Annotated in this window: 17 protein-coding genes; 10 read left to right on the top strand and 7 right to left on the bottom strand. The window is 34.9% G+C overall.

From position 1 onward, the window contains the following. Window positions 1–179: 179 nt before the first annotated feature. Window positions 180–1778 carry a DUF6377 domain-containing protein gene (locus ACWA1F_RS17135; RefSeq protein WP_456895384.1) on the bottom strand — a complete coding sequence of 533 codons (1599 nt, stop codon included), beginning with the start codon at window positions 1776–1778 and terminating at the stop codon, window positions 180–182. Between the two features lie 483 nt (window positions 1779–2261). Here ACWA1F_RS17135 and ACWA1F_RS17130 point away from each other — a divergent pair, with 483 nt between their 5' ends. The 6 genes from ACWA1F_RS17130 to ACWA1F_RS17105 all read left to right on the top strand — a co-directional run bounded on the left by ACWA1F_RS17130 (window position 2262) and on the right by ACWA1F_RS17105 (window position 11985). Further along, a complete protein-coding gene (locus ACWA1F_RS17130; RefSeq protein ID WP_456895382.1) occupies window positions 2262–2783 on the top strand; it encodes a DUF5004 domain-containing protein in 522 nt (173 codons plus the stop codon). An 8-nt stretch (window positions 2784–2791) separates the two neighbouring features. Further along, window positions 2792–3874 carry a hypothetical protein gene (locus ACWA1F_RS17125; RefSeq protein WP_456895381.1) on the top strand — a complete coding sequence of 361 codons (1083 nt, stop codon included), beginning with the start codon at window positions 2792–2794 and terminating at the stop codon, window positions 3872–3874. Window positions 3875–3902: 28 nt separating this feature from the next. Beyond that, entirely contained in the window at window positions 3903–6920 is a 3018-nt protein-coding gene (locus tag ACWA1F_RS17120; RefSeq protein ID WP_456895379.1) for a SusC/RagA family TonB-linked outer membrane protein, read from the top strand. A gap of 28 nt (window positions 6921–6948) precedes the next feature. Beyond that, window positions 6949–8463, top strand: a complete 1515-nt coding sequence (locus tag ACWA1F_RS17115) for a RagB/SusD family nutrient uptake outer membrane protein (RefSeq protein ID WP_456895377.1) — start codon at window positions 6949–6951, stop codon at window positions 8461–8463. Window positions 8464–8699: 236 nt separating this feature from the next. Further along, entirely contained in the window at window positions 8700–9944 is a 1245-nt protein-coding gene (locus ACWA1F_RS17110; protein ID WP_456895375.1) for a glycoside hydrolase family 71/99-like protein, read from the top strand. A 25-nt stretch (window positions 9945–9969) separates the two neighbouring features. Next, window positions 9970–11985 carry a glycoside hydrolase family 97 protein gene (locus ACWA1F_RS17105; protein WP_456895373.1) on the top strand — a complete coding sequence of 672 codons (2016 nt, stop codon included), beginning with the start codon at window positions 9970–9972 and terminating at the stop codon, window positions 11983–11985. Between the two features lie 539 nt (window positions 11986–12524). On the opposite strand, the gene ACWA1F_RS17100 is transcribed toward ACWA1F_RS17105, so the two are convergent. Next, window positions 12525–13439 carry a hypothetical protein gene (locus ACWA1F_RS17100; protein ID WP_456895371.1) on the bottom strand — a complete coding sequence of 305 codons (915 nt, stop codon included), beginning with the start codon at window positions 13437–13439 and terminating at the stop codon, window positions 12525–12527. 175 nt (window positions 13440–13614) lie between these two features. On the opposite strand from ACWA1F_RS17100, the gene ACWA1F_RS17095 reads away from it, so the two are divergent. From ACWA1F_RS17095 to ACWA1F_RS17085, 3 genes are all read left to right on the top strand, one after another. Beyond that, the gene (locus tag ACWA1F_RS17095; RefSeq protein ID WP_306159499.1) at window positions 13615–14091 is read left to right on the top strand and encodes a MarR family winged helix-turn-helix transcriptional regulator; all 477 of its coding nucleotides are present in this window, start codon (window positions 13615–13617) and stop codon (window positions 14089–14091) included. Between the two features lie 60 nt (window positions 14092–14151). Further along, window positions 14152–15573, top strand: coding sequence for an MATE family efflux transporter (locus tag ACWA1F_RS17090; protein ID WP_456895369.1), 1422 nt, complete (start codon window positions 14152–14154; stop codon window positions 15571–15573). Between the two features lie 266 nt (window positions 15574–15839). Continuing rightward, window positions 15840–17006, top strand: coding sequence for a hypothetical protein (locus ACWA1F_RS17085; RefSeq protein WP_456895367.1), 1167 nt, complete (start codon window positions 15840–15842; stop codon window positions 17004–17006). Between the two features lie 3 nt (window positions 17007–17009). On the opposite strand, the gene ACWA1F_RS17080 is transcribed toward ACWA1F_RS17085, so the two are convergent. Together ACWA1F_RS17080 and ACWA1F_RS17075 are read right to left on the bottom strand one after the other, a co-directional pair. Then, complete coding sequence (locus tag ACWA1F_RS17080; RefSeq protein ID WP_456895365.1) at window positions 17010–17444, bottom strand: DUF6526 family protein; 435 nt, start codon at window positions 17442–17444, stop codon at window positions 17010–17012. A 300-nt stretch (window positions 17445–17744) separates the two neighbouring features. After that, on the bottom strand, window positions 17745–18230 hold the full coding sequence (locus tag ACWA1F_RS17075; RefSeq protein ID WP_456895363.1) for a DNA-deoxyinosine glycosylase: 486 nt from the start codon (window positions 18228–18230) through the stop codon (window positions 17745–17747). A 172-nt stretch (window positions 18231–18402) separates the two neighbouring features. Here ACWA1F_RS17075 and ACWA1F_RS17070 point away from each other — a divergent pair, with 172 nt between their 5' ends. Beyond that, window positions 18403–19428 (top strand): helix-turn-helix domain-containing protein, encoded by a 1026-nt coding sequence (locus tag ACWA1F_RS17070; protein WP_306159490.1) that lies wholly within the window; start codon window positions 18403–18405, stop codon window positions 19426–19428. A 283-nt stretch (window positions 19429–19711) separates the two neighbouring features. Here ACWA1F_RS17070 and ACWA1F_RS17065 read toward each other — a convergent pair whose 3' ends face one another. Genes ACWA1F_RS17065 through ACWA1F_RS17055 form a run of 3 tightly spaced genes read right to left on the bottom strand, consistent with a single transcriptional unit; the run spans window position 19712 to window position 24245 of the window. Then, window positions 19712–20911, bottom strand: coding sequence for an NAD(P)/FAD-dependent oxidoreductase (locus tag ACWA1F_RS17065; protein WP_456895361.1), 1200 nt, complete (start codon window positions 20909–20911; stop codon window positions 19712–19714). Next, complete coding sequence (locus ACWA1F_RS17060) at window positions 20908–21423, bottom strand: low affinity iron permease family protein (protein ID WP_306159523.1); 516 nt, start codon at window positions 21421–21423, stop codon at window positions 20908–20910. The genes ACWA1F_RS17065 and ACWA1F_RS17060 overlap by 4 nt, the downstream gene beginning before the upstream one ends. Before the next feature lie 2 nt (window positions 21424–21425). Next, window positions 21426–24245, bottom strand: a complete 2820-nt coding sequence (locus tag ACWA1F_RS17055; protein ID WP_456895359.1) for an AsmA family protein — start codon at window positions 24243–24245, stop codon at window positions 21426–21428. Between the last annotated feature and the right edge of the window lie 112 nt (window positions 24246–24357).

Raw genomic sequence — 24357 nt, 5'->3', positions numbered from 1 at the left:
ATTTTCTTTTTTCCAATCAATTCGTGTAGTTATCAGCCACGAATTCACGAATTATTTTAAAATCTATGCGGATAGATATTAAATAAAAAATTCGTGAATTGCTTCGCCTATTCGCTATCGCTCGGGTCGTGGCTAAAAAAAACTTAGAACCTTAGCATCTCAGCACCTTAGAACCTTTTTTAAATCGTCTTAATCTCCATAATTTTCTGTTCAAAAGTATCTTTAAAATCAGATTTGCTTTTAATTCTGGTTTTGTAGGTGTAAATGGTAGCTACAGAAAGTTCTAGGAATTCTGCCATTTGACTACTGTCCTGAATTCCTAATCTGTAAAGCGCAAATATTCGCAATTCCGTATTCAGGAGTTCGCCTTTTTTAACGATGCATTTATGGTCATTCGGGAACAATTTATTGAAATCGGTTACGAATGTTGGGAACAATTTCAGGAAGATTTCATCAAACTGATGGAAAAGATTTTCGCGTTCTTCTTTTACATTATAGCGTTTTAAACTCGCAATAACTTCATCGGTTTTTTTGGTGATGATTTTATGCAGCGTACTCTTCTGAATATGATCTATTTTATTAATGAAAGCTGAAGTTGCTTTAATAAAATACGTGATGTATTCTTCTTTAATCGCATTCGCTTCGCTCAAACTCACATTCATTTCCTGTAGTTGCAAGTACGAATCGGCCATGATTTTTCTTGCTTTATTTTTTTCTTTCAATTGTTTGAAAATGATTCCGAGAAAAACAAAAATGATAACCGTAAGAATCGTTAAGAGAATGATGATTTTTTCCAGCTTATCATTCTTATCTTTTACATTATTCAGCTGTGCTTTTTCTATAATGGGCAGAATAGACGAAATTTCAATTTTGCGATGTCTTGCATTGTAGAAAGTAGCATCATCCATGGCGATATTGATGTATTCGTTGGCTTTATCCAAATAGCCCATTTTAAAGAGTTCATTGGCTAAATTTCGAAGTGCAACTGTTTCTTTTGTCGCATTTTTTACATCCGCAATTGCGGCTAAAGCCAAATATTGAATCGCTTTTTTGGTGTAACCTCGTTCCGAATAAATGTAACCGAGACTCGAAGTTGCGATTCCGTAATAATCTGGCGGAAGATTATAATTGTTAATCCAATAACTGAAGGCAAATTCGGCACCGCGCCAATCTTGCTGTTTGAGGCGTTTTAAACTTTCTGCAGCCCAATATTCATTCGTATTGGTTCCAATTAATTCTAGAGCTTTTTTTAAGAAATGATTTCCCTGCTGTACATAATGAATATTAAAACGCTGATCACGGTTGTAGTCGGCCAAATCGTAGTATGCACGGGCTTTTATATTGTAATATTCAAACTTATTTTTGAGATCCAGTTTGGTGTCATCGATAACATTTAGCGTATCGATTGCTTCTTTAAAAAGACCCGAAGACAAAAGCACAAAACCTTCTTTGATTCGGCTTTTGGATAAAAATTTGGGATCTTTTAGAATTTTAGCCTTGATTTTAGATTGCTCTAAATAGTAGTAAGCCGAGTCGTATTTAAAAGATTTGTATTCGTCAAACAATGCCATATAACAATTGTATAGTTCTTCATTGTTTTGGTTGAGTGTAAACTTAGATACGTTTTTCTTTAAAGTTTCAATTTTTCGATATTTCTGTTTCAGGTAAATGTCTTTTTTCAAGAGAACCTGATCTAATTCTTCTAAATAAGGATTTGTCTCTTTCGCAGTAAGAGAAAAACCTCCTAAGAAGAAAAGCAGCATCAATATTCTTTGCATGATTTTGTTTTGGTTTAGGGAAAAGGTTGGTTGATAGATATAGTTAGTTAATTCGTTTTAAAATTAAGAATAAGTTTGAGATTACGCTAAGTCTGTTTTTCTGGAATTTTATAAAATGTTCAATAACATCGCTTTAAAAGGTGATTTTCAGGATGAAAGTAAGCTGTAAATGTTAAAAACAGATAATTTATTTGCAATTATACAATAAAAAGTAGTTATATATATGCATAGTGAAAAAAATATACCGAATATTTTACATATTGTCATTTTTACCATATAAAAACTGTCTATTTTCATCTAAACATCATCTTGATTTTTCGATTATAAGTGGAAATGTAAACAATTGATAATTAATTACTTATGTTTTTTAATCTTTGAATTTCATCTTGATTTTTATCAGATTTTTTTTTTAGGATTTATTTAACGTCTAGTTTCGCTGTATCCTTTTGAAGGGAATAACAAACTAACGAAAACCAAAAATTTATGAAATGTAAAAGTCTTTATTGGCTAGCTTTTATGATGTGTTTTTTTGCAATTGGATGCGACAACACAGATGACGGAAGCTACGTAGATCCGATTACCCTTTATGAAAAAGTAAATGGAAATTGGGGATTAACAAATCTGAAAATGGTTGATGAAGTTGCGAAAGCAAATCAGATCGAACCAAACGAAGAAAACTTGAGTACTTATTTTAACTGCGAAGATTTTAAAATCAAATTTAACGTAGATGAAAAGAACAATCCAACAAGTTATGAAGTAACGGGAGACGTGCCTCCGTTATTTGCGCCAAAAGGGTATTGGGCACTTAGCTCCGATTTTCAGCAGACCAATGGCGTTGGAACAAAAATCTATTTGTACAGTGATGCGCAAAAAACGCAAAAAACAGATGAACTGAGATTGATTGCAGTTCCTGGTAAAACTAAAGAAATGCAGCTTCAACTGGCGCGTTCTTCTGGCGGTGTAGATTTCTTGTCTTATGTGTTTAAATTAAATGCTATTAATTAAAAAGTAATATGAAAAAGTTTATATATACAGTTTTACTTGCCTTATTGATGGCGCCTAATTTTATTACAGCACAGGAAAATGCTGGAGCTGTTGGGCCAATGTCGTCTTTTCCGGTGGTTTACAAATACGATGAAAAAGTTACATGGTATTTTGATATGTCGGCATCTACGTTTGCTGAAACAGAAGATTTATACATCTGGATCTGGTCTCCATCTGAACCAGACGCAGGAAACTGGGAAAACTCTTCGGACTTTGCCAAACTGAAATATGAAGGAAATAAAATCTGGAGTTTTACTCTGACTCCAACAGCTTATTTTTCTAAAACTCCAGAAGAAATTGCTGCGAGTGCAGGATTTTGGTTTCGTTTAAAAAACAAAAACGGATCTAAACAAAGTGATGTTGGAAACATGGCTTATACTGATTTCTCCTCTTTTTACACTTCAGATGAATTATTTAGAGCTTATCCGTCAAAACCATTAATTGACAAACCGGTAAGTATTTTGTTTAATGCCAATCTTAATCCTGCATTTGCTGGTACTCCAAGTGTACACATGCACGGTGGTTTAAATGATTGGGCTATTCAGCAAATGTATGAAGCAGCAAAACCAGACGTTGCTGAAAAAACAAAATTAAAGGACTTGGGCAATGGTTTTTATAAAATGGATTTTATTCCTAAGCATTACTTCAATGCTCCGGATGGTTTCGTTATGGAAAAAATAAATTTCCTGATGGTAGCAGAAAATTGGACAGCTAATTCTGGCGATCAGGTTATTTATGCAGGAGAATTTATTCCACCGCCGCCGCCAAGTTTTGCTTTCTTTCCATCACAAATCAGTCAGAAAGATTTTCTTGGAATGTCAAGAAAAAATAACGAGGTAGGTGTAAATAAATTGATTTACACGATTACAGCTGGAGCAAAAACAATTTCTGGTGAGTTTACTGGAGGAACTGCAGAAATTAAAGGTTTTGTCAATTTGGTTTCAGAACTAAACGGAGTTCCAAATTTAAGTGAAATCCATGTTTTGGTAAAAGACAATAAAGACAAAACGATTTCGGATACGACGATTCCGCTTAAAACTTTAGATAAATAATCACTATTAAATTAAAACACCAATTCTAATGAATAGTAAAAATACAAAAAGCGTCCTGCATCAAATGTGGACTGCTAAAGGAGCGGTATTGATGATTTTTATGCTTTTTCTTTCTGCCAGTTCTTTCGCGCAGACGAAAAAACAAATCTCAGGAACCGTTTATGACAATACGGGAACGGTATTGCCAGGAGCTTCTATCATTGAAGTAGGAACAAAAAACGGAACTACAACAGATTTTGATGGTAAATTCAGTCTTCAGGTAGCCGTAGGAGGTGCAATCGAAGTTTCGTTTATCGGATCTACGACACAAAAAATTCAAGTTACCGGAAGCACTTCTAATGTTGAGGTTCGCTTGCAAAATGATGGTTATACATTGGCTGAAGTACAGGTAGTTTCTGTAGGTTACGGGAAAGTAAAAAAATCAGATTTGACTGGAGCCATTTCTACAGTTGGAGCAGATGATTTAGTTAAAGGAACAATTTCTTCTACAGAGCAGGTTTTGCAAGGAAAAGTAGCGGGATTGAATATCATTCGTCCTTCTGGAGATCCAGCTGCGGGAGCTACAATTCGTCTTCGTGGAGGAACTTCTTTAACAGCAAGCAACAGTCCGTTGATTGTGGTAGATGGTATTGCAGGAGTTGACATAAACGTGGTTCAACCTTCAGATATTAAATCGGTTGACGTCCTTAAAGATGCTTCGGCAACGGCAATTTACGGTTCTCGTGGAGCAAATGGGGTAATTATGATTACAACAAAATCGGGAACAAAAGGAGTTTCTGTTGTGTACAATGGGCAAACGGGTATCGGTTATGTGAATGATAACTTGGATCTTCTTTCGGCAAACCAATGGAGAGGATATGTTCGCCAAAATCAAATTGCAGATGCGGTAGATTATGGCGCCAATACCAACTGGCAGAAAGCCATCGAGCAGACCTCTGTTTCGCAATCACACACTTTAAGCATCAATTCGGGTAAAGCAGACAGCGGTTTTAGAACTTCTCTTTCTTACTTAGACAATCAAGGAGTTATTAAAAATTCTGGTTTAGAAAGATTAAGCGGTAATGTAAATGCTTATCAGTTTCTTGGAGATAATAAAGAAGTAAAATTTGATATGGGATTATTTGCCAATATTGACAAATGGCACCCAATTGATTACAGAATTTTTGAAAGAGCATATAACTTAAACCCGACGATTCCGGTTTACACTTCAGATGGAAAATTCAGTGAAGTAACGGGAAATATCTATCAGAATCCAGTTGAGATTTTAACTAACAGAACTTTTGATAACGAAAGACACAGACTATTAGGGTATTTTAAAACCGATGTAAAATTCTTAAATGACTTTACAGCGACAGCAAATATTTCGTTAGAACATAATGCTGTAAAAGGAGGGACTTACAAACCATCTTATGCTGTTATGGAAGGGCAGACTGAAGGCGGTTTTGCACAAAGAACGTATGCAGAATATACTAATGCGCAAGGAGAACTGTATGTAAACTACAGCAAAATTATCGACAAGCATAACATTAGCGCTTTGGCTGGGTATTCTTACCTTGAAAATATCTATGAAGGTTTTGGAGCGCAAAGAGGCGGTTTTGTTACAGATGCTTTTAGCTACAATAATTTAGGAGCTGGTTACAACTACCGTTTAAACGATGTGTATTCATACAAAGGAAAATCAAATTTAGTTTCTTTTTATGCTCGTGCTAACTACGGTTACGACGGTAAATATTTATTGACTGCAACGGTAAGACGTGACGGATCAAGCCGTTTTGGGGAAAACAATAAATGGGGAACTTTCCCATCTGCTTCTGCAGCGTGGAGAATTTCTAACGAAGAATTTATGGAATCTTCAAAAGGCTGGTTAGACAATTTAAAACTAAGAGTGGGTTATGGAGTTACAGGAAATCAAGATGGAATTGGGGAGTATAAATCGCTTTCTATTTTAGGAGTTGGAAGTGACAGTTACTACGATCCAGTTACAAAAACTTGGAGTTTGGCTTATTCTCCAAAACAAAACCCAAATCCTGATTTGAAATGGGAATCTACAGAACAAATTAACGTTGGTTTTGATTTTGGACTTTTCAACAGAATTACAGGATCTTTTGAATGGTATTCTAAAACAACAAAAGATTTATTATACACTTACGAAGTGCCTCAGCCTCCATACTTAGTGGGTACAATGTTGGCAAACGTTGGTGAAATGTCAAACAAAGGGGTTGAATTAACCTTGAATGCAGACATTATTAAAGGAGATAAATTCAATTGGAATGCCAATTTAACGCTTGGACACAACGTTCAAAAAATTGAAAAACTGTCTAATCCAACTTATAAAACAGATGTTATCTACAGCGGATCTCTTCACGGTTTGGCGGGTATGTCTGGACAATATTCTCAGATTATTGCTGAAGGATATCCTGTTGGAACTTTCTGGGGATTCAAAAATGCTGGTTTAGATGCAGACGGAAAAATTCAATATTACAATGCAGCAGGACAAGTAGTTGCTGAAAGTGCATTGGTTGATGAAGACAAAACAGATTTAGGAAACATTCAGCCAGATTTGACTTTAGGTATTGGAATGAATTTTACTTATGGAAATTTTGATCTTGGAGTTTCTGGATACGGAATGTTTGGACAAAAAGCTTTAAATGCTACAAACATGATGTTGAATGATCCAAACAGATTACCAGCTTTCAATGTGCCAGATTCATTCTTAAGCAGCGGTATTACGTCTGCTCCTAAGTATTCTGATTACTGGATCGAAGATGCTTCTTTCTTTAGACTTCAGACCTTGACTTTTGGTTATACTTTACCATTGAAATACAAAAAATCTAAAGTGAGAATGTATGTAATGGGAGAAAACTTATTTGTAATTACAGGTTACAAAGGTGTAGATCCAGAGATTGGTTTAAATGCTCAGGACGGAATTAATCAAACTGGAAGAATGGATACAACCGGATTGGCAGCTCCTGGAATTGACAGATACAACAATTATCCTCGACCAACTACAATTTCTGTTGGACTAAATTTTACGCTGAATAACTAAGCGAATTGATAACCATAAAATATTAACAATGAAAATCAAAATAACAGCAGCAATACTTTTAAGCATGCTTTTTACGGTATCATGTACTGATTTGGACGAACAGTTGTATGATCAGGTAGAAGACGGAAATTTTGGAAATACATCCAAAGAAATCGATGCGCTGGTAGGTGGAGCTTATTCTTCTTTAAGAGGATTCTCCGATGCAATCTCAAATAATTTTCCAACTTGCGAATATGTTTTCTTTTTGAATGAAGTAGTTTCAGATGAAGCTACAATTCCGACAAGAGGCACAAACTGGTACGATGGCGGGCAATATCAAGATGCGCAAAAACATACTTGGAAAGCAGATAATAGAATGATTCTTTCGGCTTGGCGCTACAATTATACTGGAATTGCTAAGATCAATGCGATCATTTATCAGATCAATAAATCATCTTTGAGCGATAAAGCCAAAGAGCCGATTTTTGCAGAATTAAAAGCGATTAGAGCTTATTACTACTACAATCTTCTAGATTTATTCGGGAATGTGCCAATTGTAACCAATTTTGAAGACACAGATCTTCCTGCCAATTCTACAAGAAAACAAGTTTATGATTTTGTTGAAAAAGAATTGACAGATGCGATTCCATTTTTAAATCCAAGTCCGGTGTATTCTAAATTAACTAAAAATGTAGCGTACTCTATTTTAGCTAGATTATATCTTAATTCAGAAGCATTTGTAGGTCAGCAGCGCTGGCAAGATTGTATCGATATGTGCCAGAAGGTTACAGGATACAGTTTAACACCAGATTTCTTTGCCAATTTTGTGACGGAGAATCAGACTTCACCAGAAATTATTTTTGCTATTCCTTACGATTCAAAAGCGGGAACAGTTGGAAATTACATGAACTCCATGTCTGCTCATTACAACCAAAAATTAGCGATTTCTGCAATTCCAAACAATTATCCTTGGAGCGCAAACGGAATGTGCGCACAACCTGGAGTATATTCAGCTTTTGCAGATACAGACAAAAGAAAAAAATGCATGCTTCAAGGCGATCAGATCAATCTGGCAACAGGAACGGTGATTATGATGGACAACGGAGAACCTTTGACTTACACAGAAAACCTAACAAGTTTAGAAGATGCAAAAGAGAACGAAGGAGTTCGTTTGGCTAAATATGAAATGAAAGCAGGAGAGCAATGGGAACGTGATCACGATTTTGTTTTAATCCGTTATTCAGAAATCTTGATGATGCAGGCAGAATGTTACGTTCGTTTAGGTTCACCAGATTTGGCTCGACCATTTGTACAGCAAGTAGCGGCTCGTGCTGGAGAAGAATTGCCAGCAACAATTGATTTGGCATTTATAAATCAAGAATTGCTGAAAGAATTTACATTCGAAGGAAGAAGAAGAACAGACAACATCCGTTTCGGTACATTCTTCGAGCCATGGTGGTCAAAAGGTACAACAGAAAAATACAGAGCGATTTTCCCAATTCCGAGTACTGTTTTAACCACAAACAAAAACTTAAAACAGAATCCTGGATACCCTCAAAGCTAGATTCTTAAATGTCAGTCTTCCATGTTGGTTAGTCGTGGAAGGCTGACATGTTTTTAAAGATTTACAGTTTTTAGCTTAAACATTAAAGTGATTTTGTTTCACGCAGATTTAGCAGATTATTGCAGATTGAAACAGATTTTTTAGATCAAATAATATTTAATCTTGATAGATCTGCTAAAATCTTTTTTAAATCTGCGTGAAACAAATCTTTTAAATCCTTTAAATATTAAATCAATATGAAAAGATATATCACATCATTGGTTTTTGGTTTGATGAGCATTGTGATGGTTGCTGGATGCAGCAGCGATGACAAAGGCTCAGATCCACCTATAGAACCAGAAGTTACAGCGCCAGTTGCGATTGAGAAAACCAACAGCACCAAAATTTATATGCATTACATGCCTTGGTTTGAAACCAACGAAAGCAGTGCAGATAAAGAATGGGGATATCACTGGACAATGGCAAACAAAAATCCGAATAACGTAGGAGCAAACGGCCGAAGAGAAATTGCATCGCACTATTATCCGCTGATTGGGCCTTATCACTCAGGCGATAAAGATGTGATCGAAAATCATTTACTGTTGATGAAATATTCAGGAATTGATGGAATTCTGATCGATTGGTACGGCACTTACGATGTCAACGATTACGGAATGATCAAAGAAAATACAGATCAGCTTATTGAAATGTTGGATAAAGTAGGTTTAGAATATGCGATTGTATATGAAGACCGATTTTTGACCAATGTTGTAAATGCTGGAAAAGCAATTTCGGTAACCGGCGCCGCCAAAACAGATTTAGCTTATGTACAAAATAATTATTTTTCTGATGCTAATTATATTAAAATTAATGGCAAACCGCTTTTAATGAATTTTGGGCCAATCGTTTTGCAGACTCCCGCAGAATGGACCAATGTTTTTAATACGCTGACGGTAAAACCGACTTTTCTGACACTTTGGGATCATTCTGTAAAAGCAGGAGATAATGCTTCTGGCGAATATGCTTGGGTGTACAAAGACAACAGTTACCTAACTAATTTTTACACCAATACCAAACCAAAATTGGGAGTTGCAATGGGAAGTGCTTATCCTGGTTTTAAAGATTTTTACGCTCAAGGCGGAGGTGGTGCAGCCATTGGATGGACAATTGAACATAATAACGGAGCAACATTGGACGAAACTTTAGCTTTAGCAAAAAATGCCAATGTAAATTACCTGCAGCTGATTACGTGGAATGATTTCGGAGAAGGAACCATGATTGAACCAACTGTTGAATTTGGATATTCTTTTATCGAAAAAATCAAAACTTTTGCTGGGGTAAAAAGTACAGAAAGCGTTTTTGCAGAAATCAGCAAATTATACGATTTGCGCGTGCAGAAAAAAGGAAATGCAGAAGCTCAGAAAAAACTCGACCAAGCATTTAACTATTTTGTTTCTATGCAGCCAGCAAGAGCAAAACAAGTAATAAGCGAAATAAAATAGAGCTGTAATTAATACAATTTAAATAATGAAAAACAGAAAATATAGATACTGTATAGTGGCTTTGGCATCGATGCTCGTTATGGCCTGCAGTACTAAAAAAACGTATAAAATCAGTTCTCCTGAAAAAATCTCTGAATTAACTTTTGAATTAACTCCTTCTGGACAGCCTCAATATAGTTTTTCTTCTAACGGAAAATCGGTTATTGAACCTTCTCTTATGGGATTTGAATTTCAAGGATTAGCCAAAATGACCGATGGTTTTGAAGTCGTTTCAACAGAAGAAAAATCGGCAGATGAAACTTGGGAACAGCCTTGGGGTGAATTCAAAAAAGTAAGAGATCATCATAACGAACTGATTGTTCACTTAAAAGAAGCAAAAGGCGAGGAGCGTTTGGTTGATATTATTTTTAGAGTTTTTGACGATGGTATTGGATTCCGTTATGAATTTCCAAAACAGCCGCATTTAGGAAAAGTCAAAATTTCGAATGAAGTAACGCAATTTACTTTTAAAGACAATAACGAAGTTTGGTGGATTCCGGTGCATCGCGAAAATAGTTATTACGAAAGCGAATATCGCAAAACCTTAATGAGTAAAACCGATACCATTAATACACCAGCAACTTTTGAAACTAAAGACAAATTGTATGTAGCGATTCACGAAGCCAATTTAACTGATTTTGCCTCAATGACGTTATTAAAAACTACTGATAAACAATACAAAAGTGATCTAGTGCCGTGGGCTGATGGCGTAAAAGTCTACGCTGAAACGCCTTTTAAAACGCCTTGGAGAACGATTGTTGTGGGCAAAAATCCTGGAGAAGTAGCCACTTCTACCATTATGCTAAACCTAAACGAACCGTCAAAAATTGAAGATTTATCTTGGATTACGCCTTCAAAATATATTGGAATCTGGTGGGGAATGCATTTAGAAAAATATACTTGGGGACAAGGACCAAAACATGGTGCTACAACCAAAAACACAAAAGAATATATTGATTTTGCTGCGAAAAATAATTTTGACGGCGTTCTAGTAGAAGGCTGGAACGAAGGCTGGGATGGTGACTGGACAGCTGACGGATCTGCATTTAGTTTTACAAAAGCATATCCAGATTTTAATTTGGAAGAAATTACCAAATACGCCGCTATGAAAAATGTTCGTTTAATCGGACATCATGAAACGGCTGGAGCAACCAAAAACTATGAAAACCAATTGGAAGATGCTTTTAAATTGTATCAAAAAATGGGAGTGAATTCGGTTAAAACGGGTTATGTAAACAAGTATTTGGATAAAAAAGAATGGCACGACAGCCAGTACGGAGCGCGTCACTACAGAAAAGTAATGGAAACTGCGGCTAAATATCATATCATGATTGATAACCACGAACCAATGAAAGGAACTGGTTTACAGCGTACGTATCCGAACTTTATGTCGCAAGAAGGCGGTAGAGGACAAGAATACAATGCATGGTCTGTAGATGGAGGAAATACGCCAGAGCATTTAACGACTTTGCCTTTTACAAGAATGCTATCTGGACCCTTTGATTACACGCCAGGAAACTTCAATTTTGATTACAAAACGCCGTCTGGTGCAAAAGTGCAGACCACTTTGGCCAATCAATTGGCGTTGTACGTGATTATTTTCAGTCCGTTGCAAATGGCTTCAGATTTACCTGAAAATTATGAAGGAAAACCAGAGTTTCAATTCGTAAAAGATGTGCCATGCACTTGGTCAGATACCAAAGTTTTAGATTCTAAAATTGGAGAATACACTACAATCGCTCGTAAAGACTGGGAGGAGAAAAACTGGTATTTAGGTTCGATTACCAATAGAAATGCCAGAGAGCTGAAAGTAGCGCTTTCGTTTTTGGATAAAAACAAAGAATACGAAGCAGAAATTTATGCAGATGGAGAAGGAGCAAATTATAAAACAAATCCGTATCCCGTTACAATCTCTAAACAAAAAGTAAACAGCAAAACTGTTTTAAATATCAAATTGGCAGCTGGTGGAGGAACAGCAATAAAATTTTCTCCAATAGAATAATGATTTTTTAAGATTCTAAGCTTCTAAGCTTTTGAGCTTCTAAGTTTATAAAGTTTTATTTTGAGTTAAGTTAAGTAAGTTTAAGTTTGGTAATAAACCCGATTTCGTTTACGAGGTCGGGTTTGTTTTTTGATGTAGATTGTGTTTTTTTTTTAACGCAAAGTACGCAAAGATTTTTTTAATTAAAGCTGAAGCAGGTTCTAGAAATTAAGTTCGCAAAGTTTTATAGATATGTTTTGCGTTGATTTTTTTTTAGCCACAAATTTCACAAATTTCACAAATTTTTATTATCGTTGCAGAGTTTCTTGCGTGTCCTTCGACTTCGCTCAGGAAGACAAAAAATGAGGCCATAAATACACGAAAATTAGCGAAAATTTGTGAAATTTGTGGCAAAAAACTTTGCGCCTTCGCGTCTTTGCGAGAATATTTTGTTTAGTTAGAAAGCTTTGCATAAAACCTTTGCGAACCTTACATAATTCTTTGCGTCCTTAGCGGTTAAAAAAAAACTTAGAACCTTAGCATCTCAGCACCTTAGAACCTCAATGTTTATAAAGCTTCACATGATTTCCAAAGGTATAAACAGCTGTAATCGTTGGTCCATTATAGCCCCATTTTAAATCGCCGTTAAAACGTTTTCCAACAGCATCTACTTTAAAATTTAAACCAGTGTAGCCAGCATTAAGACTAAAGTTTTGATGCACATTATACAAAACAGAAAGTCCGTAACTTATAATGTGTCCATCTATATTATCAATTTTAGCCGCCAAGTAATTAACATTAGCATAAAGTCCCACACGTTTTCCCAAAACAAATTCACCCCAAATACCAAGATCAGGAAGAGGAGCGGTAAAACTGAAATTGTCTCTTATTTCTTGGCTGGTTTGCTGAGTATCAAGACGCATACCTAAATCACCAAAAAGCACATGCGCTCCAATAAGTAAACCCGCTTCGTATTTAGGTTTCGAGATAATCGCATATCCATAAGCAATTCTGGCAATTTGTATGTCAAAGAAAGCCGTTACTCTTGCATTTACATCGTAAGTATGATCTCCAAAATTAATTTCCCTTTCTAAAGTTTTGGTAGAGCTTCTGTTCAAAACAAAATATTCAGCTCCTAATCTGGATCTTCTTGAAATTCTCCAGTCAAAAGTTCCCATAAAAGAAGAACTCGATTTATTAAAACCTAAATCGTCTTCAAGATCGATTTTTGTACCAATGTTACCATTATTGCCATCAACACGAATTTCGGTATTGTTAATAGGAAAAAAAGCACCCGCAGTTACTTTAAATCGTCTTGCATGCCAAGGCAGATCGTCTGCATAGCTGTCTTGAAATTCCTCGTCGAAAGTTTTAGAGGTTGTTAAGCTTTCGCTCGAAATATTATCTGCAACATTCTGAGCGTTTACCGGAATCCAAAAAAATGTTAGCATCAAAAGAAATAGGAAATTTTTCATCAGATTGGTTTTTTAAGTTTTATTAGGTAAAATTTAACAATTAAAGTTAGCGAAAATTATCTTTCATTTTTCTTTTTTGTATTGAATTATTTTTAGAAATCATTTGGTTATCAGTAAAATAAGAATTTGTTTTTAAAAATAGTTGACATGTCACTCTTTTTTGTAAATTTGCCTCATGGAAAAAAAACATACCGATACAGCAAGTTTTTCAAATTTTTGGAAAGAAGAAATATCAGATAGTTTCTTCTTTCAGATTAACCGTATAAAACGAGCAATTTTTAGACGGACAAATGCGTTAATGACTGAAGCAGGAATCACATTGCAGCTGGAACAATTGCCTTTGCTTATGATTTTGAATCACAAAAGTCTTTCGCAGAGAGAATTATCAGATAAAACGATGCGTGATAAATCATCTATTTTGAGAAGTATTTCAGCACTCGAAAAAAAGAAATTGGTTGAGGTCGTAAAAGACAAAATGGATAAACGCAAAAACATTGTAAGTCTTACCGAGGAAGGTATCATAATGGCTAAAAATATTCGGTCGCTGATGAAAAGGGCAGAAGAAGAAGTAATGTCTGTTTTTTCTCCAAAAGAAAGAATCGAAGCGTTGAATGCAGTAAAGTTTTATGCAGACAAACTCGAAACGCTTTAATTTTTTTTGAACTTTAAAAGTTGATATGTCAACTTATTTTTAAATAATTATTTCGAATAAATGAAAAAAAATGAATTGTTAGAAGGGCCAATCCTTTCTTCATTATTAAAATTAGCAGTTCCAATTATGATTGCTAATTTGTTACAAGCCGCATATCAGTTAGTAGATGCTTTTTGGGTAGGACGCTTGGGCGGAGATGCCGTTGCGGCAGTTTCCATAAGTACGCCTGTCATATTTTTAACCATAGCTTTAGGAACCGGACTGGCTATTGCAGGTTCTATTTTGATTGCACAATATTTTGGAGCAGGAAATCAGGCAATGGTCAATCACGTTGCCGCACAAACTTTGTCGATGGTGATTATAGTTTCTATTGTATTATCCATTATTGGTTATATTTTAAGTCCCTATTTTTTATATCTGCTAAAAGTAGAACCAGCAGTTTATGTTGATGCTTTAGGATTCATGCGAGTAGCATTTGTTGGTTTGGTTTTTAGTTTCGGATTCATGATTTTCCAATCTATTATGCGTGGAGTTGGACGTGTGACGTTGCCAGTTTATATTGTTTTAGGAACTGTTATTCTGAATTTTGCGCTAGATCCGTTGTTTATTTACGGATGGAATTTTATTCCCGCTATGGGCGTAAAAGGCGCAGCATTGGCAACTTTATCGACACAGCTTTTAGCGATTATAATTGGGTTTGCAATTCTGTTTAGAGGAAAACACGGAATTCATATTCGTCTTGCCGATTTCAAACCCGATTACAAACACATAAAAAGAGCTTTTGAAATTGGTTTTCCATCTTCTATAGAACAGTCTATGCGTGCCTTAGGAATGATGGCGATTACGTTTTTGATTGTTCGTTTTGGTACTTTAACGGTGGCTTCTTACGGAGCCGGTTCCAATTTAATTCAGCTGATTCTGATTCCTGCTTTGGGACTATCGATGGCGATTGCGACTCTTGTCGGACAAAATATTGGCGCAGGAAATATCGACCGAGCAACTGAAATTGCAAAACTAGGTGCCTATCTCGGTTTCGGATTATTGACAGGTCTTGGAATTATCGCTTTTATTTTTGCGCCGCATTTAATTGCTTTTTTTGTTCCAAACGATCAGGCCGTTATTGAAGGAGGAACAGAATTATTAAGAATTACATGCCTTTCTTGGGGATTTTTAGGATTACAGCTTTGCTTGACTGGAGTTTTCCGCGCCGTTGGAAATACCAAATTGCCAATGGTTTTGACTTTGGTTTCTCAATGGGTAATTCAGTTTCCGTTGGCTTTTATTTTGTCGCACAATACTTCTTTAGGAAAAGTTGGTATTTGGTGGGCGTTTCCGATTGCTTCTGTTGTAACAGCTTTGATTACCGTTATAATGTATGTTAAAGGCGATTGGAAAAAAGAACGATTGACAGGCAAAACCAATAAATTGATTGATAAGGTTGAAAGTGAGATCGTTAAAGAAGGGTTTGATTTGACGAAATAAAGGTTCTAAGGTTCTAGGTTCTGAGTTTCTAAGGTGCAAAGTGACAAAGTGACAAAGGTTTTTGATTCTGTGAATGCAGAGATGCACTGCAGTGCATCTAACCAAAGATTGGCAGATGTCCAAGTAACAAAATTTTTTAAAGACGTGATTTTTTTCACGTCTTTTTTATTTGTAATATTTTTATGCTAAAATAAAATTTCAGTATATTAGAAACTTCAAAAATATACTTCTAGTCTTAGCATCTTAGAACCTTAGCACCTTAAAAAATGAATAAAACTCTACAACGTTATTTTGTAAAATCTGTTATTGTATTAACCTTTATCCATGTAGCTTATTTTTTATACGGTTATTTAACCTTCAAAGGGCTTAAAAATATTAACATCTACACCGAATTTTACCGATTTAAATTTTACGATGATGTTTCGATTTCGCATTTTTTTGTCAGTGGTTTGTTTTTGCTTTTCTTTCTTATTTTTCTGATTCGAAATCATTCTAGAGAAAATTATAAAGGAGGAAATTTGTTTAAGATTGGCGCTTGTCTGCTGTTTATTTCCTTTCTGACTTTTTCCTTTTTTGTGAGTTATAGTTTTGGAATGAATGCCAAACTGAAAACAGAATTGTCTGAAAATGATTTTAATAAGGACAAAAAGCTGTTGAATGTTTTGAATCCTTTTTTGTATGGATATACGTCATATAGTTCGGAGAAATTGTTCAATTACGAGAATATTTTATATCCAAAACCTTATCCTGTACTAAAAGAAGAAGACACTATTGTTCCGGGTGAATATGCTATTACAGAAACCAATTATTATAGTATAGATACGATAACTGCTTTAACAAGCACTTTTGACAAAACAACAAATACAGCAGACAGCATTTTTGATATTCTGGGTTTTGATAAAGAAGAAATACACAAAAGAGTAATCTCAAAAAGAATTGTAGGAGACAGTACACAAATTATTTTTAAGAGTGTCCCTGTTCATCCAGAACACGATGATGATATTTGTATTTTTCTGGAAAATAAGTCTTTATTTAATCCTGTTCAGGGAGATTCTCTCGATAAACAAAAGTATCAAGCCGCAGTGGATCGTTATAAATTATTGTATAATGCTAAGAAAGATTCGCTAACGTATGCCTTCCAGAAATTGGATACACTTTTGAAGAAATACAATATCGAAACCAATCTCATTCCGAAAGAGCTGACACAAGATGTTTATCATTATAAAGCTAACCGTGACGAACCGCTTAATGCGATCAGAAATAATTTTGACAGGAAAGCTTTAGCAGAAAAATTTACAACTCTGGATAAATTGTTTTACGAACCTAATTATTTGCATCCTAATATTATTGCAATTTATTTTGTAGTAATTATTTCAGTTTGGATTATATTATTTCTTTTTTATCTGATTTTCAATAAAAAGAAAAATAAATAGTTGCTAAACTCTATGATAATCTGCTTTCCAGTGCACGATTGCTTTTTTGATTGCATCGCCTGTCAAGCTGTTTTTTAATGCATCTTCTACAAGCGGAACCAATTCGTCGTCTGGTGCAAAGCGAAGCGCAAATATTTGATCGTCTGTGAGTTTATATTCAAATTCTTCGAATCTTTTGCCTGTTAAAGTGAAATAACGGTAACGCATTTCTAAGCGCACAATTCTATTTTGAAGCGTTAAAGCATAGTGCTGGCGCAGCATATAGGCCAATGCAAAAAGAAATATAAAGATTACGCTAATAAATCCCCAAATTAAATAATCTTCTGTTGTAATGCCTAAGTAAATACTCGTGGCTAAGAATAAAATTAAAACAGGATAATAGATAAAATGGTGCGGTGGATAAAACCGTATATGATTGTAATATGTTTGAATTTTCATGTTTTTTTAGATTAAAGGTAGCCTATAAAAACAAAACTACTCTATATTTCTATAGAGTAGCTTTTTCCCAAAAATAAACTAACATAACCAATGTTCTCTTTATAGACTAAACTTTTTACAGTTTGCTTTGTAAATTTTAATAAGAAGAAAGCCTTTTCTTTTCGTTCATCAAATCTTCAATATGGCTTATTTTTCTTTGATGTAAAATTAGATCGAGAGTGGTTGAATTTTGTTATACTTTAAACGAAAAAAGTTACATGATTTCAATATTTGCATTTTAATTCTATAAAAACTGCTTCTTTATAATAAGGTTTTAACGATGCTCCATTCCTGTAATTTATCTTGGAAAGTCTTACCAGCATTGGCTGGACTGGTAGAAGGAAGCGTAAAAGTTTTATATTCTTTTGTTAAGTGAACGTATTTCTTAAAAAAAGCCGCCGCTTTTTGTCCGTTAAAAAGAATGCTTTCTATTTGAGGATGAATTTCTAAAAAATGTTCAAAGTCATTTGCAATTTCATTTTTTATCGCGCTGTCCAAGCTTCCTATACGATCGCAAAATTGTAAGACATCCCAAAGTGCAATGTTGTTTTTGATTAATAGGTTTTTTCGAGTTTCATAATCAGTAGAAAAATCTTCTCCAAGAATCTGAAACATAAACTTCCAAAAGTTATTCTGATTATGGCCATAATATTGATTGAGTTCTAAAGATTTTGTTCCAGGCATTGTGCCTAAAATCAGAATTTTAGAAGAAGGAGAACTTATTGGGGCAAACGAAAAACTTTTCATACTATATTCTTATACTATTTGATGTACCTTAAATTAAACATTTATAAGGAATTATAAAACAAAACCGAAAAATTATATAACATTCTTGGCGTGTCTTTAAACGAACTTTGAATTTCAGATTTTCGATAGAAATAATCTGTTTTGCAAATTATAATTTAAAATCCGGCGAACCATGAAAATTATTACTATAAATACAGAAAAAACTCAAAATATATTTGATGAACTTCAGACTAGTTTTGGCGGAAAAGTGACTTTTGATTTAGATGAGTATGCACTTCAAGTTGAAAATAGTTTTGCTGAAGGTTCTATAATTGGAGCTTCGTTTAACGACAATATCTCCTATGTTCAGTTTGACATGACATTTTCTGCAGATGTGAGACTGGATTTTCTAAATGTAAAATCGTCGCCAATTTATTTTGCCTATTGCTCAAAAGGTAATCTTGCACATAGTTTTGGATTGAATGGAGAAGAGCGAAAGCTAAAAACCTTTCAGACTGCAATTGTAACTTCTAAGCAAAATCAAGATAATGTTTTATACTTTGAAAAAGGAAAGAAAACAAAGTTGACCCTAATTATTGTCGGAACTCAAATTGATCCTGCAAATCAAGTTCATTCATTAAATCAACAAGTGAAAGATACTTTTTTTGAAAACAATCAGGTAACAGATTTCTTTTATATAGGTTCTTATAATTTGCAGATTGCAGAAAAAATTGAACAGCTTAACTCGATTACACAAACGGGCATTGTTCGCAATTTACTTAAAGAAGGTATTATGCGAATTATTCTCGCTATGGAAATTCAACAGCATTCAGACGATCTTCATGCTTTTGCAAATGAATCAAACGGATTGACCTTAAGAGAAATGGAAGAAATAAAAGAACTTTCAGAATTTATAAAATCAAGTCCAGAAGAAGCTTTTTCTATAAAATCACTAAGCAAAAAATCGGGATTGTCTCCAAACAAACTTCAGGAAGGCTTCAAAATGATTCACAACCGCACAGTCAACGATTACATCACACACATGCGTGTTCTAAAAGCCGAAATTTTAATTAGAACATCTGACTTAAATATTTCAGAAATTGTTTACTGCATTGGTTTCACCAGCAGAAGCTATTTCTCTAAAATATTCAAACAAAAATTCAATTGCAGCCCAAAAGAATATAAGTTTAATTTGAATTCTTTGGCGATTACTGCGTAATTGAGGGACAAAGTTGCAGAGAGACAAAGTGGCAAAGGTTTTACCTGCTTTTAAAGTAAGGTTAGCTTTTTTAATTGAATTCGTTAGCTTTTAAGCATAATATATATACAAGTCGAAGGTTCAGAGTGGAAAAAGATTTTAAACTTTATCTCTCTGAACCTTTTTCATTTTCTCTAAAAAATATTAGATATAAGATATAAATCTCAAAGGTTCAAAGTAACAAAATTAAAACTTTGCTACTTTGAACCTTTGTCTCTTTGTCCCTAAAAAAGCAACGCTTTTTTCAGCGCCCAAACCGATAATAATCCAAATCCGTATTTTTTTTGTTATGAATGGAATCCAAAATAGAATTCATTCCGAGTACGCTGAAGGTGATTCCGTTTCCGCCGAATCCTAGGATATAATGCTCATTTTTTCTCGGATTTGGTTTTCCGAAATAGGGAAGGCCGTCTTTGGTTTCTCCGAAAGTTCCTGCCCAGGAATAATCGATTTTGAAATTTAAGTCTGGAAATCGTTTAAAGAATTGTTTTAAAAGATAAGCTTCTTTTTTAGGAAGCAGTTTATCGCGTTTGGAAGTATCTTTAAAATCCTCGTCTCCGCCGCCCATTATTATACGGTTATCTTCTGTAGTTCTAATGTAATGATAAGGCGCTGCAGTATCCCAAAAAATAGTATTTCTAAAATGCTCCGGAAGATCGTGCTGACTTTCTGATGCAATAACGTAAGTGCTTTTTAAATCGACCACTTTTTCTTTTAGGGTTTCTGTGCTTTCGTAGCCCGTGCAATGTATAATATGCCCCGCTGTTATGACACATTTAGAATCTGTAGTAGCAATGATTTTGCCTTTTTGATGCTGAATAGAAGCGATATTGGTTCGGTCAAAAATTGGCATTCCTTTTTCATGGCAATGAAACAAAAGATCGCTTGCCAGCTTAAAAGGATCCATAACCGCGGCCGTTTTAGATTCTATGCCCGCAATGGCATTCAGTCCCATTTTCTGCAATTCTGATCGGCTCAGCCAGCTGATTTCAAAACCATGCTGTTTTCTGGCTTTAAATTCATTTTTTAAATACGGGACATCTTTTTTTAAAGTAGTAAAATAAACGCTTTTTTTGAACTCAAAACCGCAGTCACAGCCAACTGCATCAATTATATTTCGAAGATCAAAAATGGCTTTTTTTCCGTTCTGGTAACTGTCTACGGCGCATCTCGCGCCGCGAAGCTTAATGAGCTGATGCAAAGGAACATCAATTTCATATTGTAGTAAAGCAGTGCTGCCCGAAGTGCTTCCGCCGCAAACATCTCGACGGTCTACAAGCACGATTTTTTTTCCTTCGTTTAATAATTTATAAGCTATTAAAGCTCCTGTTATGCCTCCACCAATAATTAAAATATCGGTGTGAATATCAGAATCTAGGGAGGGGTAACTTTGTTTTATGGCATTTTTTAAAGGCCAATACGTTTCTGTAGAGCTCAATTTCATTTTTTGGTTATTTTTTTAGTGGTATTCTTGGCAATCTTTTTAGTGTTATCTGGTTTGGTGTTTTTTTCTTTTTTACGGCTATGAAGCTCATTTGCTTCTGCAAGAGAATGGGACGTTCTAATACTTTTATCTTTTTTTGCCAATTGGCTCAAATGGTGATAATATTTCTGAATAATGATCATTTCTTCTTCCGTCATATTTTCGATATCAACCAGACTATTGCTCGATAATTCGTTGGAAGCTACGAGTTCGTTTAGTTTTAGCTGAATAGCAAGCGAATCTTTATTTTGTGCTTTCTGAATTAAGAAAACCATCAAAAAAGTAATAATTGTCGTTCCAGTGTTGATGACCAATTGCCAAGTCTCAGAATAATCGAAAATGGGGCCTGAAACCGCCCACGCCAAAACGATGATAAACGCACTGATAAATGCCGTTGTGCTTCCTGCAGCTTTTGAAACTTTAGAAGCAAATTTTTCGAATGCACCGCCGCTATGTGGAGATTTAGAACTCATTATTATTTTTTTTGAGTTTTGCTTAGTTTTTCTTTTCGAATAACTTTATTGTTTTTTTCATCATAAACTGCAGGATTAATTTCTTGTCCCGTTTTGCTGAATATTTTAATTTTTGGAGCTTCGTGTGTTCCTGTAATTACAATCGGAAAACCTATGATTCCGAAAAGCGGAAGACCTAAACGCATTCTGAGATCCAAAAGTCCGTCAAAGCTTGTAGTTCCTTTAATTGTTGGCTTAAAGCTGGCCACGGTAAAGGTAAATGGCTCAATACTAATAAGATTTTTATCTATAGTCGATTTGATTTCGATTCCTTCCATATCTGGATCGCTCAAACCGCTTTGTCCTGTTTTAGAACTAATTCCATCAAAAAGTTTCAGTCCTTTAATTTTTACATCACGTAAATTAATGGTTCCTCCGCCTTGCATAGATTCATAAATAGGCCCCATATTTCCATTCAGATCTCCTTTTATTTTATAGTCGACAGAGATTATTCCGTGTGCTTTTTCAGCTGCAGTGACCATATCATGAAACATCGGAATTTCTTTGTATGCTCTCTGAACATCAAAATCCTTAGCTGTAAAATGTGCATCAAAATGTGCAGAAGTTGGAGACTCGTCCTTATACAGCGCATTAACTCCTAAAATGCAGTCAATAATATTAAAGGTAATGTTTTCTAAGTAAAATCCTTCTTTTTTTATTCCAATTTTTCCATTTAGTTTGTTAAAAACTAATTTATTGTATTCGATTTTGTCTGCACTTGCATCTAAATTGACATTTAAGTTTTTCGGAATAATGACTACACCACTCATTTTTGGATGATCTTCTTTGGCGTATTCGACTTCAATATTGCGGTCTTTATTTTCGCCAGTTTCAAGCGCCATAAATTCGTCAACATTAATCAGTTTAGATTTTAAGTTGAAATTGCCGCTCAGAGTTCCTTTCGATTCTAAGAAATAATTAATCGTATTGAGCAGATAACCGTTAATATCAAAATCTGATTTTCCGTAAGAAGCATTGAATTTTTCAAACCACATTTTTTCGTTCTGAAAACGAAAATTTCCCTGTTTAATAAAGAAAGCCTTTGGAAACAATTCTGAAGTTGCTTTTATATTTTTAAGCAATAATGTTCCTTTGTTGTCCAGTTTATCGTATTGTCCTGTTGTGGCATAACTTTGTTTTCCTTTTAAAGAAAGATCGGCTTTGGCATAACCCGTTATGTCAACACCTTCTTGGGAGAAAACTTTATAAATTCTGCCGACATTCAGTTCGCCCTTAATTTTGGCATTATAAGCCAAATCGCTAAAATCGGATAAAGTGGCATTTACATAAACCGGATTTCCTTCAAAAGTAAAAGAGGCGGGTGCCACGGCAACAATCAGATCCTGATACGTTCCCGCTTTATTGAGCATGTTGGCCACAAAAGTGATATTCGTAATTGGGTTGGGATAATAGCTTGTTTTAAGCCAACCGTTTCGAAGTGAAATTCCGCCAATCGTTTTTGGGAATAATTTTTTGGAAGTGCTAAAAAGCCCTCGCGCCTGAATATCGGTTTTTAAAATTCCTTTCAGATCGATTTTTTCTAATCCTAGAGCCGCATCAACAACAGCAAGGTCTAATGCACCTTTCACACTTGCATTAATCGACATTTCGCTTAGACCTTTACTGTGTAGATAAGCATTAAAATAATCTTTTTCGCCCACTTTAAATTTGAATGTTCTCAAGTTGACCAATAATTTTTCGGTATCCAACGACGGAAGCAAAGCATTCAAATCCATTTGGAAATCGGTTAAAGGAACAGGCCCATTTTTATAATTTACCGAACCTTCATTAATTTTTAAATTGAAAGCCAAATTTGGTTTCTGGTTTTTCTGAACATTGTAATCTCCTTTAAAACTGAGCAATAAATCGCTTCTTCCTGAAATTTCAGTTTTTTCAAGCCATGTTAAATATTCGGGAGGCATTACAGAAAGTAAATCTTTTACGGTTGTATTTTCTGAAGCGGCTTTGATATTAATTTTATATCCGTCTCTTAAAATGCTGAATAAACCAGTAAATTTAAGCGGCAGTTTATTGATATGAAGTTCATTTTTCTGTAAAATAAAAGTTAGGGCGTGCGTATTGATTCGGGTAATTAAATCGGCACTGACTTTTTTTCGTCTTAAATAACCGGTTCGGTCATAAAAGAAATCCAGATTATCGATTTTCGCATCAGTCGCGAGATCAAAAATGTCCTCGCTGAGATTTCCTTTTCCAACATAATTAAAACCTTTTGCATCAACCAAAATTTTAGCCGAACGATCGTTGTATTTTACGTGGCAGTTTTGCAGATCAATACGTTCCAATCGAATGGCTGTTCCTTCTTCTGGAGCATTCGGATCTTCTTTTTTATCTCTATCTTCTGGAGCAACATAAATATTATAATTGGCCTGACCTTTTTCGTTGACCATAATATTAATCAGCGCATCCGAAACATACAGTTTGTTTATTTTGACTTCGTTATCAAAAAGAAGTCTTTTGATATCGATTCCGAAAGCAACCTGATCGGCTTTTAATAAAGTGTCATTGCTGAAAGGTTTAGAACCCGTCATGGACAAATCATCTAGAGAAACGGTCAGGGATGGAAAATGCGTAAAAAAAGAAAGCTTCGATTTGGTAAAATCCAGCTTGGTATCCAATCTTTCGTTGGCAATTTTCTTTACTTCCGAAGCAATTTTCCCAGGAAAAAGCAAGGGAATAATAAATAGCAAAAACAAAATTACCGCAATAGAAATTCCAGTAATTTTTAAAACTTTAATGGCGGTATGTTTGAATGTACTAGGCATATACTTGTAATTTGTGGTTCTTGAGAAGTCCCTTAGCTTTTAGTCCTTAGCTTTTAGTCCTTAGTCCTTAGCTGTTAGTTCTTGTCATTCAGCTTTTAAGCTTTGCACTAAA

It is taken from the genome of Flavobacterium erigeronis (assembly GCF_054075165.1).
The sequence above is the reverse complement of the archived record's forward strand: the minus strand, read 5'-3'. Positions and strand labels throughout refer to the sequence as shown.

What these genes read in the sequence shown, in the direction of transcription:
- ACWA1F_RS17135 (WP_456895384.1), bottom strand. Translation starts at nt 1,778, where the DNA reads ATGCAAAGAATATTGATGCTGCTTTTCTTCTTAGGAGGTTTTTCTCTT.
- ACWA1F_RS17130 (WP_456895382.1), top strand. Translation starts at nt 2,262, where the DNA reads ATGAAATGTAAAAGTCTTTATTGGCTAGCTTTTATGATGTGTTTTTTT.
- ACWA1F_RS17125 (WP_456895381.1), top strand. Translation starts at nt 2,792, where the DNA reads ATGAAAAAGTTTATATATACAGTTTTACTTGCCTTATTGATGGCGCCT.
- ACWA1F_RS17120 (WP_456895379.1), top strand. Translation starts at nt 3,903, where the DNA reads ATGAATAGTAAAAATACAAAAAGCGTCCTGCATCAAATGTGGACTGCT.
- ACWA1F_RS17115 (WP_456895377.1), top strand. Translation starts at nt 6,949, where the DNA reads ATGAAAATCAAAATAACAGCAGCAATACTTTTAAGCATGCTTTTTACG.
- ACWA1F_RS17110 (WP_456895375.1), top strand. Translation starts at nt 8,700, where the DNA reads ATGAAAAGATATATCACATCATTGGTTTTTGGTTTGATGAGCATTGTG.
- ACWA1F_RS17105 (WP_456895373.1), top strand. Translation starts at nt 9,970, where the DNA reads ATGAAAAACAGAAAATATAGATACTGTATAGTGGCTTTGGCATCGATG.
- ACWA1F_RS17100 (WP_456895371.1), bottom strand. Translation starts at nt 13,439, where the DNA reads ATGAAAAATTTCCTATTTCTTTTGATGCTAACATTTTTTTGGATTCCG.
- ACWA1F_RS17095 (WP_306159499.1), top strand. Translation starts at nt 13,615, where the DNA reads ATGGAAAAAAAACATACCGATACAGCAAGTTTTTCAAATTTTTGGAAA.
- ACWA1F_RS17090 (WP_456895369.1), top strand. Translation starts at nt 14,152, where the DNA reads ATGAAAAAAAATGAATTGTTAGAAGGGCCAATCCTTTCTTCATTATTA.
- ACWA1F_RS17085 (WP_456895367.1), top strand. Translation starts at nt 15,840, where the DNA reads ATGAATAAAACTCTACAACGTTATTTTGTAAAATCTGTTATTGTATTA.
- ACWA1F_RS17080 (WP_456895365.1), bottom strand. Translation starts at nt 17,444, where the DNA reads ATGAAAATTCAAACATATTACAATCATATACGGTTTTATCCACCGCAC.
- ACWA1F_RS17075 (WP_456895363.1), bottom strand. Translation starts at nt 18,230, where the DNA reads ATGAAAAGTTTTTCGTTTGCCCCAATAAGTTCTCCTTCTTCTAAAATT.
- ACWA1F_RS17070 (WP_306159490.1), top strand. Translation starts at nt 18,403, where the DNA reads ATGAAAATTATTACTATAAATACAGAAAAAACTCAAAATATATTTGAT.
- ACWA1F_RS17065 (WP_456895361.1), bottom strand. Translation starts at nt 20,911, where the DNA reads ATGAAATTGAGCTCTACAGAAACGTATTGGCCTTTAAAAAATGCCATA.
- ACWA1F_RS17060 (WP_306159523.1), bottom strand. Translation starts at nt 21,423, where the DNA reads ATGAGTTCTAAATCTCCACATAGCGGCGGTGCATTCGAAAAATTTGCT.
- ACWA1F_RS17055 (WP_456895359.1), bottom strand. Translation starts at nt 24,245, where the DNA reads ATGCCTAGTACATTCAAACATACCGCCATTAAAGTTTTAAAAATTACT.